Origin of the sequence: Flavobacterium esculini, from assembly GCF_048284325.1 — a bacterium.
GTDB lineage: Bacteria > Bacteroidota > Bacteroidia > Flavobacteriales > Flavobacteriaceae > Flavobacterium.
Genome location: NZ_JBLVPI010000007.1, coordinates 48,549 through 64,425, shown reverse-complemented (window position 1 = coordinate 64,425; position 15,877 = coordinate 48,549). Strand labels below are relative to the sequence as shown.

The window sequence follows — 15,877 nt, the reverse complement described above, 5'->3', positions numbered from 1 at the left end:
AATTAAAATCTAAAGTGAGAGAAAGCTTTATTAGCCTCTGCCATTTTGTGAGTATCCATTCTTTTCTTAACAGCCGCTCCTTCTTCTTTAGCCGCAGCTAAACATTCTGAAGCTAACCTTTGAGCCATAGATTTTTCGTTTCTTCTTCTAGAATAAAGTATTAACCACTTCATTGCCATAGAAATTTTTCTATCTGGACGAATTTGCATTGGAATCTGAAATGTAGCTCCACCTACTCTACGACTACGTACTTCTACGTGAGGCATAACATTAGTTAACGCATCTTTCCAAATTTCTAATGATGGTTTCTCTGCATCTTGTTTTTTAGACTCAATGATGTCAATCGCATCATAAAATACTTTAAACGCTGTCGATTTTTTTCCATCCCACATTAAGTTGTTCACAAAACGTGTTACCAGTTGGTCATTAAACCTTGGATCTGGTAAAAGTGGTCTTTTCTTTGCCGCTCTTTTTCTCATGTCTTTTTTTTAATAAAATGTCATACCCATACAGCTGTAACGAATCACATCTCTACAAGAAATAACTTTTTAAATTACTTTTTTGCTTCTTTTGGGCGTTTTGCTCCATACTTAGATCTTCTTTGCGTTCTTCCTGCTACTCCTGACGTATCAAGCGCACCACGAACGATGTGATATCTAACTCCTGGTAAATCCTTTACCCTTCCACCCCTAACTAATACTATCGAGTGCTCTTGTAAATTGTGTCCTTCACCAGGGATGTAAGCATTCACTTCATTACCATTTGTCAAACGTACACGCGCTACTTTACGCATTGCAGAGTTTGGTTTTTTTGGTGTTGTAGTGTAAACACGCGTACAAACCCCTCTTCTTTGAGGACAAGAATCTAAAGCAACCGATTTACTCTTCTTAGTTATCTGAGTTCTTCCTGTTCTTACTAATTGTTGAATTGTTGGCATAATTAATACTAAAAATTTCTTATTATATTAAATTCCCGCTTTTTACGGGGTTGCAAATGTAGAAAATATTTTCCACTCTACAAACGTTAAACTATTAATTTTCAATAACATTATTTTGCCGTTTGATTTTTATTACAAACCACAGATATTTGTATTACATTTATTAAAACACATACTCATTTGAAACCTTTGCTACTTTTAATTTTATTATTGAACTTTGGATTGCGTTGTCCTGCTCAAAATTTTCAATTGCAAATAATTGGCAACTCAGATTCCGAAACAAAAACTATAGATTCATTGAATTACAATTCAAATCATAAAAACACAAAATCTATCCTTGACGAAACAACTCGAATATCAGACAAACTCTCTAAAATAGGATTTATTGAAAACAACATAACTGACAATATCAAATTAAATGACTCTAGCTATGTCACAAAAATAATTCTCGGAAAAAAAATCAAAACAATACATATATATATAGGTAAAAACAAAGAACTGTTTAACTCTATTAGAACTAACAAAACAAAAGACACCATCGTTATCGGATATAAAGAAACAGAAACCTTCTTAAACAACGCTCTACATAAGTTTCAACAAAAGGGTTTTGCTTTAGCGAAATTAAAGCTGATTAATATTTTAAACATAAACCAAACACTTTACGCTGATTTAGAAGTCACATCCGATAAGAAAAGAAAATTAAATGCAATTGAAATTATACATATTGAAAAGAACAATAAAACAAACTTCCCTAAAGGATACACAACACAAATCAATCACAAATACCAAAACAAAACCTTTAATAAAAACATTGTTGATGAAATACACAATGAATTCGAAAAATTTAAATTTGTAAGTCAAGTAAAATATCCTGAAATTTTATTCACAAAGGACACTACAAAAATATACGTCTATCTTCAAAAAAGAAAGTCAAATACTTTTGACGGGTTCCTAGGATTTTCTAACAACGAGAACAAAAAAACAACTTTTAACGGCTATTTGGACATACACTTAGAAAACACTTTACGAGCAGGAGAAGAATTTTCAATCTATTGGAAAAACGACGGAAACAAACAAAAAACATTTAAAACTAATATAGAATTACCCTATTTACTTAGAACTCCAATCGGATTAAAAGCCCACCTTGCCATTTTCAAACAAGACAGCACCTACCAAAACACAAAAACAGGAATCAATTTAGGTTATTTCATCAATTACAACACTCGATTTTACGTAGGCCACGAATCAACTGAATCCAGCGATATTCAAAACACTAACAACGAGGAACTCCGAGACTACAAAAACTCATTTTGGACTTTAGATTTCGAATACACAAAAAATAACACCAATTCCGTTTTTTCAAAAAAACCAACCCTCATACTTACAATTGGATTCGGAAAAAGAAACTCCCATAATTTATCCGAAACAACGGCAAACAAACAATTTTATATCAATCTCGAAGCTACGCATAATCTCAATCTAGACGAAAAGAATAGCATCAACATAAAAAGTCAAAATTATTTTTTACAAAGCAATACTTACATCATAAATGAATTATTTCGTTTTGGCGGAATAAATTCCATTCGAGGATTCGAAGAAAACAGTCTTCAAGCAAATTTTTTAACATCAATATTAACAGAATATCGACATACTCTTTCCCCTAGTTTATACATTCATTCCATTATAGATTACAGCACATACAAAGACCCAACAATTACAAAAGAGAGCAATCAAAAAACGGGACTAATAGGACTGGGACTAGGATTAGGCATACAAACAAAAAATGGATTATTAAAATTAGCTTTTGCAAACGGAGGCACTAAAATCCAAAAACTAAATTTTTATAACACTATCATTCACATATGTTATAATGTTAAATTTTGAATGCGTGCATAAAAAATCATTTCAAATGTTAGGAAAGTTAACAAATTATTAAGATTTTTGTCTCACTAATTCAAAATTATAAAAAATGAAACTAAAGTTCAATGGATTCTTAGTACTATTAATAGTACTTGTGGCGCAACTAACTTTTGCGCAAGAAAGAGCTGTTTCAGGAATTGTTTCTGATAATACCGGATTACCTATACCAGGTGTGAGTGTATTATTAAAAGGGACAAATACTGGAACACAAACTGATTTTGACGGGAAATATTCTATCAAAGCAACACCAAGTCAGGTCTTGGTTTTTAGCTACATCGGAATGAAAACCCAAGAAGTTAAATCGAGTTCATCTGTTATCAATGTAAAATTAGCAAGTGTCGCTTTAGAACTTGAAGGTGTTATTGTAACAGCTTTAGGAATCAAGAGATCAGAAAAAGCAATAGGCTATGCTGCACAAAGTGTAAAAGGAGAAGCCCTTACTGAAGCAAGAGAAAGCAACTTAGTAAATGCCTTGAGTGGTAAAATTGCCGGAGTTCAAGTAACCAATAGCTCAGGAGCGGTTGGGGCATCTTCAAGAGTAGTATTAAGAGGAAACTCTTCAATTACTGGAAATAACCAAGCTTTATTTGTTGTTGATGGCGTGCCTTTTGACAATTCATCAGCTGGTAATGCCGATGCTAATGGTGGTCGTGATTTACCTAATGGTGTTGCTAGTATTAGTCCTGATGACATCGAGTCTATGACCGTTCTTAAGGGACCCAATGCTGCTGCATTATATGGTCTTAGAGCAAGTAATGGTGTAATTATAATTACAACCAAATCAGGAAAAACAGGAAAAGGGAAAAGCATAATTTCATTCAATACAAACACGACTTTTTCAAACCCTTTAGTTGTACCAAATTACCAAAATTCATACGGTCAGGGTGCAACTTCAGATTATTTTGAATTTGTTGACGGTGCAGGTGGAGGTTACAATGATGGAGTGGATGAAAGTTGGGGTCCAGCATTAGACAAAGGATTATCTTTTGTTCAATGGGATTCATACAAAGTAGGTGGAGCTCCATTACCTTGGATTTCCCATCCTAATAATGTAAGAGATTTCTACGAAACAGCTATATCAACAACGAACAACTTATCCTTATCTTCAGGTACTGAAGAAGCTAACTTTAGAATGTCTGTTGGTAACTCTGATGAAAAAGGTATGTTACCCCATACTGATTTTAAAAAATTCAATGCTAGCATAAATGGTAACCTGAAAATTGGTGAAAAACTAAGATCAGGTGTATCATTAATGTTTTTTAATGATAAAAGTAATAATTTACCAACAGGTGGATATGATAATGAGAATGTGGCACAACAGTTTATCTGGTCTGCAAGAAATGTTAATTTCAGTGATTTAAAAGATTTTAACAATTTGCCTTTAGCTGCTGAAGGAACTGCTGCGCAAGGAACTCCTCTTAACTGGAACACCAACTTTCAAAACAATCCTTACTGGGTTTTAGCGACTAATAGAAATACATTTGATAAAGACAGAATAACTGGTTCTGCATATTTAGCATATGATATTTTCAAAAACTTCACTGCAACTGGTAAAATTTCATTAGATCAATACTCTCAACTAACCACTGGCAGACAAGCAATTGGATCAAACAGTGCTCCTAGTGGATCTTACACTCAAAATTCTTTAAGATATTCTGAAATAAATTCAGAAATGCTTTTAGGGTACAAAAATAACATTACTGAAGACATTGCCTTCACAGTAAATTTTGGTGCCAACCACATGAGAAGAAAATCTACTCAAACATTTGGAACTATAACTGCTTTGGAATTGCCTAATTTTTACAGTTTAGCTAATATTAAATCAGGAACAACTCCTATTTTTGGAAATAATTACAATGAAGTAAGAATTGGATCTATGTATGGTTTTGGTCAAGTGTCTTACAAAAATTATTTCTATGTTGATTTTTCTGGTAGAAATGATTGGGCAAGTGTATTACCATCAAAAAACAATTCATTTTTCTACCCTGCAGTATCTGGATCTTTAGTTTTATCTGAACTTTTAAATACAACTGGATCGGCTGTTAATTATATCAAATTAAGAGGTGGATGGTCTAAAGTAGGTGGAACTGGAGCTTTAGGAGCGTATAATTTAAACTCTACTTACAATCTTCAAAATAATGGTTGGGGAAATCAGGCTTCTACGCCAAATACCCAATTTAATCCAAACTTAAGACCGGAAACAATTATTGGAACGGAATTTGGTATTGATTTAAATGCTTTCCAAAACAGATTGCGTTTTGCAGGTACGTATTACACAAAAAAGAGTTCTGATTTATTAGTGCCGATTCAAGTTTCAGCATCAACAGGATTCACAAGCGTTTGGGACAACATTGCCTCAATGGAAAACAAAGGTATTGAGTTGCAATTAGGCGTTACCGCTTTAAAATCTAAAGATTTTAGCTTTGACATCGATTTAAACTTTGCCAAAAATAAGAATACTGTAACTTCACTTGGTGGATTAGATACTTACATATTAGGTCAACAATGGGGTATTACTTTAGAAGCTAGAGAAGGTCAGCCTTATGGTTCTCTTGTTGGTAGAGGATTCTCAAAAGATACTGATGGAAATGTAATTTATGCAAATGGAATACCTGTTATAGAAACTGATAAAAAAGTATTAGGTAATATCACTCCTGATTGGACTGGTGGAGCAAACTTTACTTTGAAGTACAAAGGTTTTGATATGACTACATTAATTGATGCTAAGGTTGGTGGTGATGTTCACTCTATGACCTATGCCTGGGGTAGATATGCTGGTACTTTAGAAGAATCTTTGATTGGTCGTGAAACTGGCGTTGTAGGTAATGGAGTTATGTCTGATGGCGCAGGTGGTTTTGTTCCTAACAATGTAGTTGTAAGTGCAAAAGTATTTAATCAATCAGCGTATGGTAACACAATTGAAGAAAGTGCTATTTTTGACGCAACGTATGTTAAATTAAGACAAATGTCTTTAGGGTATACTTTCCCAAAACAATGGTTTAACAGTACAGCAATCACAGACATTAAATTTTCTGTAGTTGCAAGAAACTTAGCCATTTTATACAAAGCGGCTCCACATATTGATCCAGAAACTGGGTTTAGTAGCAGTAATGCAAATCAAGGTATGGAATTTGGTCAAATTCCTTCAGCAAGGTCTTATGGGTTTAACTTATCAGTTAAATTTTAAATCTAATAATTAGAAAATCATGAAAAAAATATCAATTTTATTTATTGCATTGATTGCGCTTTCGAGTGCAAGTTGTGATAAAGACTTCGAAGAAGTGAATACAGATCCAAATAATGCTGTAGCAGTTCCTGCACATTTATTACTAGGAAACATTGTTCGTGTCAACCAGAATACTATTTATGGTATGCAACAAGGTGGAGATATGGGTATGGTGTGGGCTCAGCACCTGTCTAAAGTTCAGTACAACGATGAGGAACGATATGTTCCTAGAAGAGGTGCTATAGACGGCATATGGACTAATTTATATGCCTCTGTTATAGCTGACGCTCAATCTATGTACACATTGGCTGACGCCGAAGGAAATAGTAATCTTAAAGGAATTTCATTAGTCCTTCAGGCAAATGGATTTCAAATTTTGACTGATTTATATGGTCCAATTCCATTTAAGGAATTTAATCAAGTTGGAAATTTAAAACCAGCTTATGACAGCCAGGAAGTTGTTTACGATGGTATACTAGACATGTTGACTCGTGCAGATGTACTATTGGCAAATGGTACAGGTCTTGTTCCTGTTACTTCTGATTTAGTATATGCTGGAAACACTTCAAAATGGAGAAAATTAGCTAATTCATTAAAGTTAAAAGCTCTAATGAGAATTTCTAAAGCTAAAAATGTCAGCGCTCAACTTCAAGCATTAGTAAATGCAGGACAATTAATGTCTTCTAATGATGATAGTGCTCAATTGAAATATTTACCAGCTCAACCGGATGCAAATCCAATTTATGAAACTGTCATTTTTGGTACACGAACTGAATATAAAGTGAGTTCTGTTTTGGTAAATAAATTACAAGCATTAGCAGATCCTAGATTAGCTGTATATGCACAAAAAAATAATGCTGGATTATATGTTGGAAATACCCCAGGTGTTGAAAATTCAGGGAATTATCTTGGATTTTCATCTATAGGGACCTTTTATCTAAATCCTACTTTCCCTGGTGTTATTTTATCTTACGCACAATCCGAATTTTTATTGGCTGCAGCAATCAACGAAGGATATGTTTCCGGAGGTAATGCAGCTGCATTACTTCATTATAAAAACGGCATCACTGCTAACTTTAAATTCAACGGGATTGAAGCAAGTGCCGCAGCTTATGTAGCGCTGCCTAACATCGAATTTAATAATCAGGCTGATGCGAGGATTAAAATTGGTGAACAAACTTGGTTTGCTTTGTTTGGTCAGGGTTTTGAAGCTTGGACAGAATGGAGAAGAACAGGGTATCCAGCTTTATCCCCGGTAGTTGAAGCAAAAGAAGCTAGTATTCCTTCAAGATTATATTTTAATTCACAGGAAATTTCACTTAACAGAGTAAATTATGATGCTGCAACTGCAACATTAACAGGTGGAGATAAATTAACATCTCGTCTTTGGTGGATGAAATAATAATATTTAAAAAGAAAAAAATGAAAAAATTTAAATTATATTCTTTAGCTCTTTTAGTCTTAGCTGGTCTTTTTTCATGTGAGAAAGACAGTGATGCACTAACAGGTGGAGCAGAAACTGGTGGCTTATTAACTGTAAATTCAGGATTAGTAGGATATGTGGTTGGAAACGGAAACGACTTCAAATATCCGGTAAAACTTACGGTTTTTCAAGGTGCGGTTTTAACTACAAAAATTGAAATTTACAAATCATTCACAAATGTGGCTGGCGTAAAAAGCAACGAAGTATTATTCAAAACAATCGATATTCCAGCTACACCAAAAAATCAAATTATTGATTTTAACGTTACATACAATGAATTAAAAACGGGTCTAACTGTAGGTGGTCAACCACTTCCAACAGATGACAGTTTATTAAAAATTGGAGATGCCTGGACTTTGAAATATGTAACGACAACTTCTGAAGGAACTGTCCATAATAATTCTAAAACTACAAAAATTGCTGTAGGAACCCGTTTTGCAGGAACTTACAGAGTTATTGAAAGTAATTACTGGAGACTTGGCGCGACTCCAAGTTCATGGAACGGAGATGTTCGTGTAATAGAATCTGTTGATGCAACAACATACAGATTTGTTGATTACGCTGGTCCTTTTCAAGCAGCTACCAATACACATTATTTTACAATTAGTCCTGCAGGTGTGGTTCAAACGCCACAATCTTACAAAGGAGCACTACAGTTGCTGAATGGCCAGCCATTAATTAACTGTGTGGAAAGCCCGACTTCATTCCTAAAAGCATGTGCATTTCCAGGGCCTCAAAACACGGTAACTAAAGATGATCTTACTAAAAAAGACAGAATCTACAGAACTTACGGTTACTTTACTGCTGGTTCTGGACCACGTGAATTTTATGAAGTTTTAGAAAGAATAGTCGAATAATATAAAAAAAACGATAATGAAAAAAATAACCAAACAATTTATATTTTCAGCACTTTCAATGACTGCACTACTTTTTGTAGGATGTCAGGAAGAGCCAGAACTTACAGGTCAAAGCACCATTGAAGTTGCTCAAAATGTTACGAGTACTGTTGCTTTTGTTGCGCCATTGGCGGCAACACAAACAGTAAATGAAAAAGCTGCAGGGAAATATCAGTATAAAGTTACTCTCTCTAATGCCCAACCCGTTGATATTTATTTACATGTGAAAGTAAAATCAGGTACAGCAACTGTACATACGGATTTTGAATTTGATGACATACTTTTAATTAAAGCGTATACTACATCTGTAACAGGAAATATTAGCATTTTAAGTGATGGTGTTTATGAGCCAACTGAAAATTTCGTCTTAGAAATAGGTGGTGGTGTAAACATTTCTAATGCTTCCGTTCCTGCAACTACTATATCATTTACTATAGTTAATGCTTTATCTGATAATCTAGACTTAAAGTTTAATTTTAGCAAAGCCTTTTCAGATGGAGCAGTAGCTAAAACTTTATGCGGTATCGGATATGACTTAGATTTCTATGTATTAAATGCAAATTTAGTAGATCTTGGAATATACCAAGCAGCTGCATCTGGATGTCCTGAACTATTAACAGTTACGCCTGCTAAATTCCCTAATGGTACTTATCATATCTATTATGACCTTTGGGATAATCATGGGCTTCATACAATGAACACTCCTCAATTCACCATTCCTATTACTGTAGATTACTCTAGGGGTGGTAGTAATGTTTCTGGAACATTCGCTCAAGAAGCTCAGTTTGCGCCAAATTCAAAAACTTTAGGTCATGAACAAGGAAATATAACTGCGCCATTAAAATATGTAGTAACTATAGTAGTTCTTAATGGAGTTTATACCTTGAAAAATAGCATTCCTACTACGATAGCTACTCTTAAAACAGCTAACACCCTACTAGATGCTACAAAACATGCACGATTAAATAATAAAAAATAGTAAGTTATACTCAGTTTTAGAAAACTATACTACTAATTAATTTTTTAAAAAACCATCACTTTCATTAGTGATGGTTTTTTTTTGTCTTTGAACCATGGAAAAAGAACTTCAAATATTGGGGATTATAGCTATAATCGACACTTTAAAATCCGGAAAAAAAATAGCAAAGAAAAAAAATCATTAGGAAAACCCAACCTCGTATGAATTTTAAATCGAAAAAGAGATAATTGATTTATAGTTTAATACTTTTGATAAATAAATTGTCTCTCTAAGAGAACCAAAATGAGTACAACCGAAATAAAACTTTACACCAAATATAAAAGCGAGTTGCAGTCTGACTTCCAAAAATGGAAATACAATTGAGAACTGAAAATAAAAGATACCAAAAACGATAAGATAAAAATAGTCTTTTGCTTTTGTTACATTGGTTTTATGATTTTAGTGTTATACGCAACCATAATTACTAAAATAAAAATTATTACATACTAATTAAGAACCGCTCCCATCTGGAGCGGTTTTTTTATACAAACCTTTTTTATATCTTTGCACCATGGAAAAAGAACACCAAATATTCGGGATTAGAGCAATAATTGAAGCCATACAAGCAGGCGCAACGGTAGACAAAGTATACATTCAAAAGGAAGCAAGCAGCGAACTGATGAAAGACTTAATGAAAGTGATGAAGCGTGGCAACATTAACTTCTCTTACGTTCCTGTTGAAAAGCTTAATAGACTTACGCCTAATAACCATCAAGGTGCAGTAGCAACCATTTCTCCTATCTCCTTTTTTGATTTAGAATCGTTGATAGAATCTGTAATTGAAAATGGAAAGAAACCTTTATTTTTAATTTTGGACCAAATATCTGATGCACGTAATTTTGGTGCTATAATCAGAACTGCCGAGTGTACTGGTGTAAATGGAATTATTGTGCAAAAGGCTGGTTCCGCTCCCGTAAATGGAGATACCGTAAAAACTTCAGCCGGAGCCGTTTTTAACATTCCTATTTGTAAAGTAGAACACATCAAAGATGCTATTTTTCTTTTACAGGCCAGTGGCATTAAAACAGTAGCCGCTACAGAAAAAACAGATCAAAATATCTATGACATTTCATTAAATGAACCTGTAGCGATAATTATGGGATCTGAAGATCGTGGTGTAAACCCATCGGTTTTAAAAATTGTTGATGAGAAAGCAAAACTGCCTATGTTTGGAACTATTGGCTCTTTAAATGTTTCGGTAGCTTGTGGTGCCTTTTTATATGAAGCAGTACGACAAAGAAGTTAAAATATTTTTTATTTTAAAAATAATCAATTTGTTAAAAAATGAATTAAGACTCCGGTTTTGATTCATTTTTTTTGTTTGAAACTATTGTATAATCTATAGGAAGCGATGAAGAATAATAAGCCCACAATTCTTCTGATTCTTCAGGTGGCGGAAGATTAACGAAATTTCCATCCGTATCAAAACGCTCCATGAAAGGGTCACCATCAGGGTTATAATCTGGTTTTTCCCAATCGTATTTGATTACCTTTTTATACTCCGGTGTTTTATAAAATAAAGATAAAACAAAACCAGTTATCAAGCCAGCCAAATGGCCTTCCCAAGAAATTGTCTTATCAACTTTTGGAAAAGCATACCAAACCAACCCCCCATAAATAATAATAACCGCAAGTGACAAAGCCACCAAGCGATAATATTTTGTTTGTAAGCCTTTAAAAAAAATAAAACTCACCAAGACATAAATCAAACCACTAGCACCAATATGATAATTGTCCCTGCCAATAACCCAAGTAATCATTCCCGAAAGCAAAATTCCAAATCCAATAACTTTGACAGATTGATTGGCATAAAAAAATTGTAAAGCCGCCAATAAAATCAGTAACGGAATTGAATTATTATAAAGATGCTCAATATCACCGTGAATAAATGGGCTAAAAAAAACACCTTGTAAACCCGAAAACGATCTTGGGTAAATCCCGTTTTCAACAAAATCAAAATCAAATCGGATTTCAAGCCAAAAAACAAACCACAGGAATACTACAAAAAAAAGGGGAAGTCCAACAACAGCATTAGTAAATTTGAAATGATTATCCATCAGTTTATGGTTTCGGGTTCTAGTGAATTAAGCTCAAAAATTTATCCAAAAGCAATTTAATGCTATTTTGTCATATTAAAACCAAAAGACATTTTAAAATACAGTCCTCTAGCCCAGATGATCCCGAAGTTTCGGGAGGTATCCTTTTTATCTCGTTTTTTTTAACGAGATAAAAAGATATAGTGGACAGCTGGAAATAGCTCCAAATAAAAATAGTAATTTTACAAAAGTCATATTTTCATTTATGATTGAAGAGTAACGATTTCAGATTTAAAATACAAATGGAAGCACCACTTGCAGAACGCATTCGACCTCAAAAATTAGAAGACTATATCAGTCAATCCCATTTGGTAGGACCAAGTGGCTCATTGACTCAACAAATTATAAAAGGAATAATTCCTTCTCTAATTTTTTGGGGACCACCAGGGACGGGAAAAACGACTTTGGCACAAATTATTGCGCAGGAATCAAAGCGACCGTTTTATATTTTAAGCGCTATCAATTCAGGTGTAAAAGACATACGTGATGTTATTGAAAAAGCAAAACAAAGTGGTGGTCTTTTTACTGCAAAAAACCCCATACTATTTATTGATGAGATTCATCGTTTTAGCAAATCACAGCAGGATTCCTTATTAGCAGCAGTGGAAAAAGGCTGGATTACACTGATTGGTGCAACCACAGAAAATCCTAGTTTTGAAGTTATCCCTGCATTACTTTCGCGTTGCCAAGTTTATGTTTTAAATGCTTTTACTAAAGCTGATTTGGAAAGCTTATTAGAGCGTGCCATGAAAACGGACGCCTTTTTGGCAACGAAAAATATTGTTTTAAAAGAAACGGAGGCACTTTTGCGACTTTCTGGAGGTGACGGACGCAAGCTATTAAATATTTTTGAACTTGTCGTAAACGCCTCTAATGAAGCCGAAATTATAATCACCAACAATCGCGTTTTCGAATTGGTACAACAAAATACCGTTTTGTATGACAAAAGCGGCGAACAACATTATGATATTGTTTCGGCTTTTATAAAATCAATTCGCGGAAGCGATCCAAACGGAGCCGTATATTGGCTAGCAAGAATGATTGAAGGTGGTGAAGATGTAAAATTTATAGCCAGACGAATGCTTATCCTAAGTAGTGAAGATATAGGAAATGCAAATCCTACCGCTTTTATCATGGCTAATAATGCATTTCAGGCAGTTTCAACAATTGGCTACCCTGAAAGCCGAATTATATTAAGCCAATGTGCTATTTACTTAGCAACTTCCCCTAAAAGTAATGCTTCGTATCTTGCTATTGGAACAGCACAACAACTAGTGAAACAAACAGGCGATTTGCCTGTTCCAATTCATTTGCGTAACGCTCCTACTAAATTAATGAAAGAATTAGGTTATGGCGAAGAGTATAAATATTCACACGATTTTGCCAATAATTTTGCTGAACAGGAATTCCTACCAAACGAACTAAGTAACAAGCCAATTTATAATCCAGGAAACAACTCCCGCGAAAATACCATGCGAGAATTTCTAAAAAACCGTTGGAAAAATAAATATGGATATTAAAAATAAAGCGATGCAGTGCATCGCTTTATTTTTAATATCTCTTTTAAATTCTAAAATTTTACGTTTATTTTTTCCGAAATTAATTTGTCATTTAGGTAATATTCAAAAAACCACTGATTACCAATTGCAATTAAAACACCTTGTGTATTTCCTTTTGTGGCAATGAAAGAATCTTTTCTAGAAGTATTATAGACTTTCATCATCACTTTTGGCGTGCTGTCTATTAATTGAAAACCCGTAGCTGTAGGTTGTGCATAAAACATTTTCGAATTATCAGCAATTGTATTCTGTGACGTTACAACTTGTTTTATAGGCTCTGGCGTTGGACTAACCTCGACTATTCCTTTAGAAACATTTGGTACATCTGGTTTAGGGACTGCAATTGAATTACTTATACCTGCAACATTATATTTATATTGCAAAGCATAAACAGATACAAAAGCCTTATTCAATGCTTCGGTGTAAGCCAGTTGATAGTCTTTTTCTTTACTTATACCAATATCCGATTTAAAAATAATTTTTCTATCACAATCCTTAAAAATAATATAGACTTTGGTTGTTAAAAATGATTTTTCTTTCACAACGTCAAAATACAACAAACTACATCTATCATTATTTCCTTTTGGCAATTGTTCATTATCATAATATGCTTGAAAACCGGCTTTATTTAAATTAAACTTAGATAAAGTAGCGAGTCTATATTGATTATCTGTTTTAGTGAAGTCAAATTTTAATGGAATAAGCACCGCCTTATAATCATTTACAGATTGCGAGAAACAGTAACTTGAAATTAATACTACTAGAAATAGGAATCTTGTTTTCATATATATAATATTTGTTTTTTAATGTAATATGGTATCGCCATTCTTCATTTATGATTGTTGTTTTTTTGAATCATGGAGATTTCAATTTATAAATATTTTTTTAGTTCTAATAAATGATTTACTTGTTTAATATTCTGTTCTACATCAACATTACTTTCATTAAAAAAAATGGCATCTAACCCCGCATTCAGCGCACCTTGAACATCTGCTTCAATACAATCCCCAATCATAACACTGCTTTCTTTTTTGGCTTTGGCCAAGTCAAGAGCATATTCGAAAATAATAGGATTTGGCTTTTTTACGCCTGCCATTTCAGAATTGGTAATCGTTTGAAAATAACTACCAATATTGGAATTACTTATTTTTTTAAATTGCACCTCCGCAAAACCATTGGTAATAATATGCAGTTTATATTTTTGATTTAAATATTCCAAAACCTCAAAAGTCCCGTCAAAAAGATGATTGTTCTCCGGCAATCGCTGAATGTATTCTTGAGCAATATCTTCAATCTGTTGATCGGAAATAGTATAATTTATTGCATCAAAAGAATGCTTCAACCGGTTGTAACGCAATTCAGCATGCGTAATTTTATCGTATTGATATAACTTCCAGCATGCTTGATTTATAGGCACATATTTTTCAATGAACTCTTTGGTTTCAATTGTTGGATGATTTTTATTGAAAATAGTATCAAACGTCAATTCAGAATTTCTGTCGAAATCCCAAAGTGTATGATCTAAATCAAAAAAAACGTCTTTTATAATGGTATGTTTCATTTTAAATTTTTAAAATATTCCCTCATCAACAAAGCTAAAATAACTAGTATCGGTCACAATAAGATGATCCAATACTTTTATTTCTAAGCTATCTCCTGCAAGTTTCAGTTTCCGTGTAATTTGTTTGTCGGAATCACTGGGAAGTAATGTTCCCGAAGGATGATTGTGACACAAAATCAATCCTGTTGCTCCCATTTCAAGTGCCGTTTTAAAAACCAATCTAACATCTACCAAAGTTCCAGTTATACCGCCTTTACTGAGTTGTGATTTTGAAATGACTTTGTTTGAATTATTCAAATATACAATCCAAAATTCCTCGTGTGGCAATTCACCAATAATAGGCTGCATGATTTCGAAAATTGTTTTGCTGGAAGTAATTTTTGTCAATTCAACAGCATCTTCTGCCCTTCTTCGTCTTCCTAGTTCTAAAGCTGCAATTATCGAAATAGCTTTGGCCTCTCCTATTCCTTTAAAATTTGTCAATTGAGAAATAGATAATTTCCCTAACGCATTTAGATTATTATTGACACTCCCTAAAATCCGTTTGCTCAAATCAACTGCTGATTCGTTACGACTTCCTGAACCAATTAAAATAGCAATCAGTTCCGCATCACTCAAAACACTTTTGCCTTTGAGCATTAGTTTTTCTCGTGGTTTGTCGTCTTCGGACCAGTTCGTTATTGGAAAAAAAGAATTTTCAGGCATAGGCTTGTCTCTTAAATTTGTTTTTTCATGCAAATGCTATTTTTTAAACCCACATAAGGTGGATAGTTATCAACAATAGTATAGCCTACTTTTTGATACAAACCAATCGCTTCTTTTTGTTTGTATAAGGTTTCTAAAACACAGACAGAAAAACCTAATTCATACGCCCAAAGTTCTAGTTCTTTCAATATTTTTTGGGCGAGCCCCATCCCTCTTGCTTCGGGAGAAACAAACATACGCTTTAATTCAATTGTATTTCTATCGTATTTCTTGAAACAACCACAGGCAACAGCTTTATCTTCGAGATAAATAATAACAACATTAGGATTTAATTCAATGACATTATTTCCCCAATAATTTGTTTTTAACTCTGGATAACGTTCCCATAAACTGGCATCTAATGCTGCAATGAGAGAAACAAAATCTGGATTCTCACTAGTCGTTTTAACAATTTTTATTTTGTTATTCATTCTACT

Annotated in this window: 14 protein-coding genes; 7 read left to right on the top strand and 7 right to left on the bottom strand. The window is 33.6% G+C overall.

All coding sequences use genetic code 11. From position 1 onward, the window contains the following. Nucleotides 1-2 precede the first annotated feature (2 nt). The gene (gene rpsG / locus ACNQGG_RS07905) at nucleotides 3-479 is read right to left on the bottom strand and encodes a 30S ribosomal protein S7 (RefSeq protein WP_035668130.1); all 477 of its coding nucleotides are present in this window, start codon (nucleotides 477-479) and stop codon (nucleotides 3-5) included. A 74-nt stretch (nucleotides 480-553) separates the two neighbouring features. Beyond that, nucleotides 554-937 (bottom strand): 30S ribosomal protein S12, encoded by a 384-nt coding sequence (gene rpsL / locus ACNQGG_RS07900; RefSeq protein ID WP_007136570.1) that lies wholly within the window; start codon nucleotides 935-937, stop codon nucleotides 554-556. A 180-nt stretch (nucleotides 938-1,117) separates the two neighbouring features. On the opposite strand from rpsL, the gene ACNQGG_RS07895 reads away from it, so the two are divergent. The 6 genes from ACNQGG_RS07895 to rlmB all read left to right on the top strand — a co-directional run bounded on the left by ACNQGG_RS07895 (nucleotide 1,118) and on the right by rlmB (nucleotide 10,726). Continuing rightward, nucleotides 1,118-2,821, top strand: a complete 1,704-nt coding sequence (locus tag ACNQGG_RS07895; RefSeq protein ID WP_417962813.1) for a BamA/TamA family outer membrane protein — start codon at nucleotides 1,118-1,120, stop codon at nucleotides 2,819-2,821. Nucleotides 2,822-2,906: 85 nt separating this feature from the next. Continuing rightward, nucleotides 2,907-6,044, top strand: coding sequence for a SusC/RagA family TonB-linked outer membrane protein (locus ACNQGG_RS07890; protein ID WP_417962811.1), 3,138 nt, complete (start codon nucleotides 2,907-2,909; stop codon nucleotides 6,042-6,044). A 19-nt stretch (nucleotides 6,045-6,063) separates the two neighbouring features. Next, nucleotides 6,064-7,485: a SusD/RagB family nutrient-binding outer membrane lipoprotein gene (locus tag ACNQGG_RS07885; RefSeq protein WP_417962809.1), complete on the top strand. Its 1,422-nt coding sequence runs from the start codon at nucleotides 6,064-6,066 to the stop codon at nucleotides 7,483-7,485. A 20-nt stretch (nucleotides 7,486-7,505) separates the two neighbouring features. Then, on the top strand, nucleotides 7,506-8,423 hold the full coding sequence (locus ACNQGG_RS07880; protein WP_417962807.1) for a hypothetical protein: 918 nt from the start codon (nucleotides 7,506-7,508) through the stop codon (nucleotides 8,421-8,423). A gap of 16 nt (nucleotides 8,424-8,439) precedes the next feature. Then, nucleotides 8,440-9,441, top strand: a complete 1,002-nt coding sequence (locus ACNQGG_RS07875; protein WP_417962805.1) for a hypothetical protein — start codon at nucleotides 8,440-8,442, stop codon at nucleotides 9,439-9,441. Nucleotides 9,442-9,991: 550 nt separating this feature from the next. Further along, on the top strand, nucleotides 9,992-10,726 hold the full coding sequence (rlmB, locus tag ACNQGG_RS07870; RefSeq protein ID WP_035668140.1) for a 23S rRNA (guanosine(2251)-2'-O)-methyltransferase RlmB: 735 nt from the start codon (nucleotides 9,992-9,994) through the stop codon (nucleotides 10,724-10,726). Between the two features lie 43 nt (nucleotides 10,727-10,769). Here rlmB and ACNQGG_RS07865 read toward each other — a convergent pair whose 3' ends face one another. After that, nucleotides 10,770-11,537 (bottom strand): rhomboid family intramembrane serine protease, encoded by a 768-nt coding sequence (locus ACNQGG_RS07865; protein ID WP_417962803.1) that lies wholly within the window; start codon nucleotides 11,535-11,537, stop codon nucleotides 10,770-10,772. Nucleotides 11,538-11,818: 281 nt separating this feature from the next. Here ACNQGG_RS07865 and ACNQGG_RS07860 point away from each other — a divergent pair, with 281 nt between their 5' ends. After that, entirely contained in the window at nucleotides 11,819-13,096 is a 1,278-nt protein-coding gene (locus ACNQGG_RS07860) for a replication-associated recombination protein A (protein ID WP_417962801.1), read from the top strand. A gap of 50 nt (nucleotides 13,097-13,146) precedes the next feature. On the opposite strand, the gene ACNQGG_RS07855 is transcribed toward ACNQGG_RS07860, so the two are convergent. The 4 genes from ACNQGG_RS07855 to ACNQGG_RS07840 form a co-directional block, all read right to left on the bottom strand. Continuing rightward, nucleotides 13,147-13,920, bottom strand: a complete 774-nt coding sequence (locus ACNQGG_RS07855) for a hypothetical protein (protein WP_417962799.1) — start codon at nucleotides 13,918-13,920, stop codon at nucleotides 13,147-13,149. Between the two features lie 86 nt (nucleotides 13,921-14,006). After that, nucleotides 14,007-14,696, bottom strand: coding sequence for a YjjG family noncanonical pyrimidine nucleotidase (locus ACNQGG_RS07850; protein WP_416857321.1), 690 nt, complete (start codon nucleotides 14,694-14,696; stop codon nucleotides 14,007-14,009). A 9-nt stretch (nucleotides 14,697-14,705) separates the two neighbouring features. After that, nucleotides 14,706-15,401 carry a RadC family protein gene (gene radC / locus ACNQGG_RS07845; protein ID WP_417963022.1) on the bottom strand — a complete coding sequence of 232 codons (696 nt, stop codon included), beginning with the start codon at nucleotides 15,399-15,401 and terminating at the stop codon, nucleotides 14,706-14,708. A gap of 11 nt (nucleotides 15,402-15,412) precedes the next feature. Next, the gene (locus ACNQGG_RS07840; RefSeq protein ID WP_417962796.1) at nucleotides 15,413-15,871 is read right to left on the bottom strand and encodes a GNAT family N-acetyltransferase; all 459 of its coding nucleotides are present in this window, start codon (nucleotides 15,869-15,871) and stop codon (nucleotides 15,413-15,415) included. Nucleotides 15,872-15,877: the final 6 nt, after the last annotated feature.

Bases quoted from the DNA above. Each gene is read 5' to 3' on its own strand.
- ACNQGG_RS07885 (WP_417962809.1), top strand. From the start codon at position 6,064: ATGAAAAAAATATCAATTTTATTTATTGCATTGATTGCGCTTTCGAGT.
- rpsG (WP_035668130.1), bottom strand. From the start codon at position 479: ATGAGAAAAAGAGCGGCAAAGAAAAGACCACTTTTACCAGATCCAAGG.
- rlmB (WP_035668140.1), top strand. From the start codon at position 9,992: ATGGAAAAAGAACACCAAATATTCGGGATTAGAGCAATAATTGAAGCC.
- radC (WP_417963022.1), bottom strand. From the start codon at position 15,401: ATGCCTGAAAATTCTTTTTTTCCAATAACGAACTGGTCCGAAGACGAC.
- ACNQGG_RS07880 (WP_417962807.1), top strand. From the start codon at position 7,506: ATGAAAAAATTTAAATTATATTCTTTAGCTCTTTTAGTCTTAGCTGGT.
- ACNQGG_RS07875 (WP_417962805.1), top strand. From the start codon at position 8,440: ATGAAAAAAATAACCAAACAATTTATATTTTCAGCACTTTCAATGACT.
- ACNQGG_RS07850 (WP_416857321.1), bottom strand. From the start codon at position 14,696: ATGAAACATACCATTATAAAAGACGTTTTTTTTGATTTAGATCATACA.
- ACNQGG_RS07855 (WP_417962799.1), bottom strand. From the start codon at position 13,920: ATGAAAACAAGATTCCTATTTCTAGTAGTATTAATTTCAAGTTACTGT.
- ACNQGG_RS07890 (WP_417962811.1), top strand. From the start codon at position 2,907: ATGAAACTAAAGTTCAATGGATTCTTAGTACTATTAATAGTACTTGTG.
- ACNQGG_RS07865 (WP_417962803.1), bottom strand. From the start codon at position 11,537: ATGGATAATCATTTCAAATTTACTAATGCTGTTGTTGGACTTCCCCTT.
- ACNQGG_RS07860 (WP_417962801.1), top strand. From the start codon at position 11,819: ATGGAAGCACCACTTGCAGAACGCATTCGACCTCAAAAATTAGAAGAC.
- ACNQGG_RS07840 (WP_417962796.1), bottom strand. From the start codon at position 15,871: ATGAATAACAAAATAAAAATTGTTAAAACGACTAGTGAGAATCCAGAT.
- rpsL (WP_007136570.1), bottom strand. From the start codon at position 937: ATGCCAACAATTCAACAATTAGTAAGAACAGGAAGAACTCAGATAACT.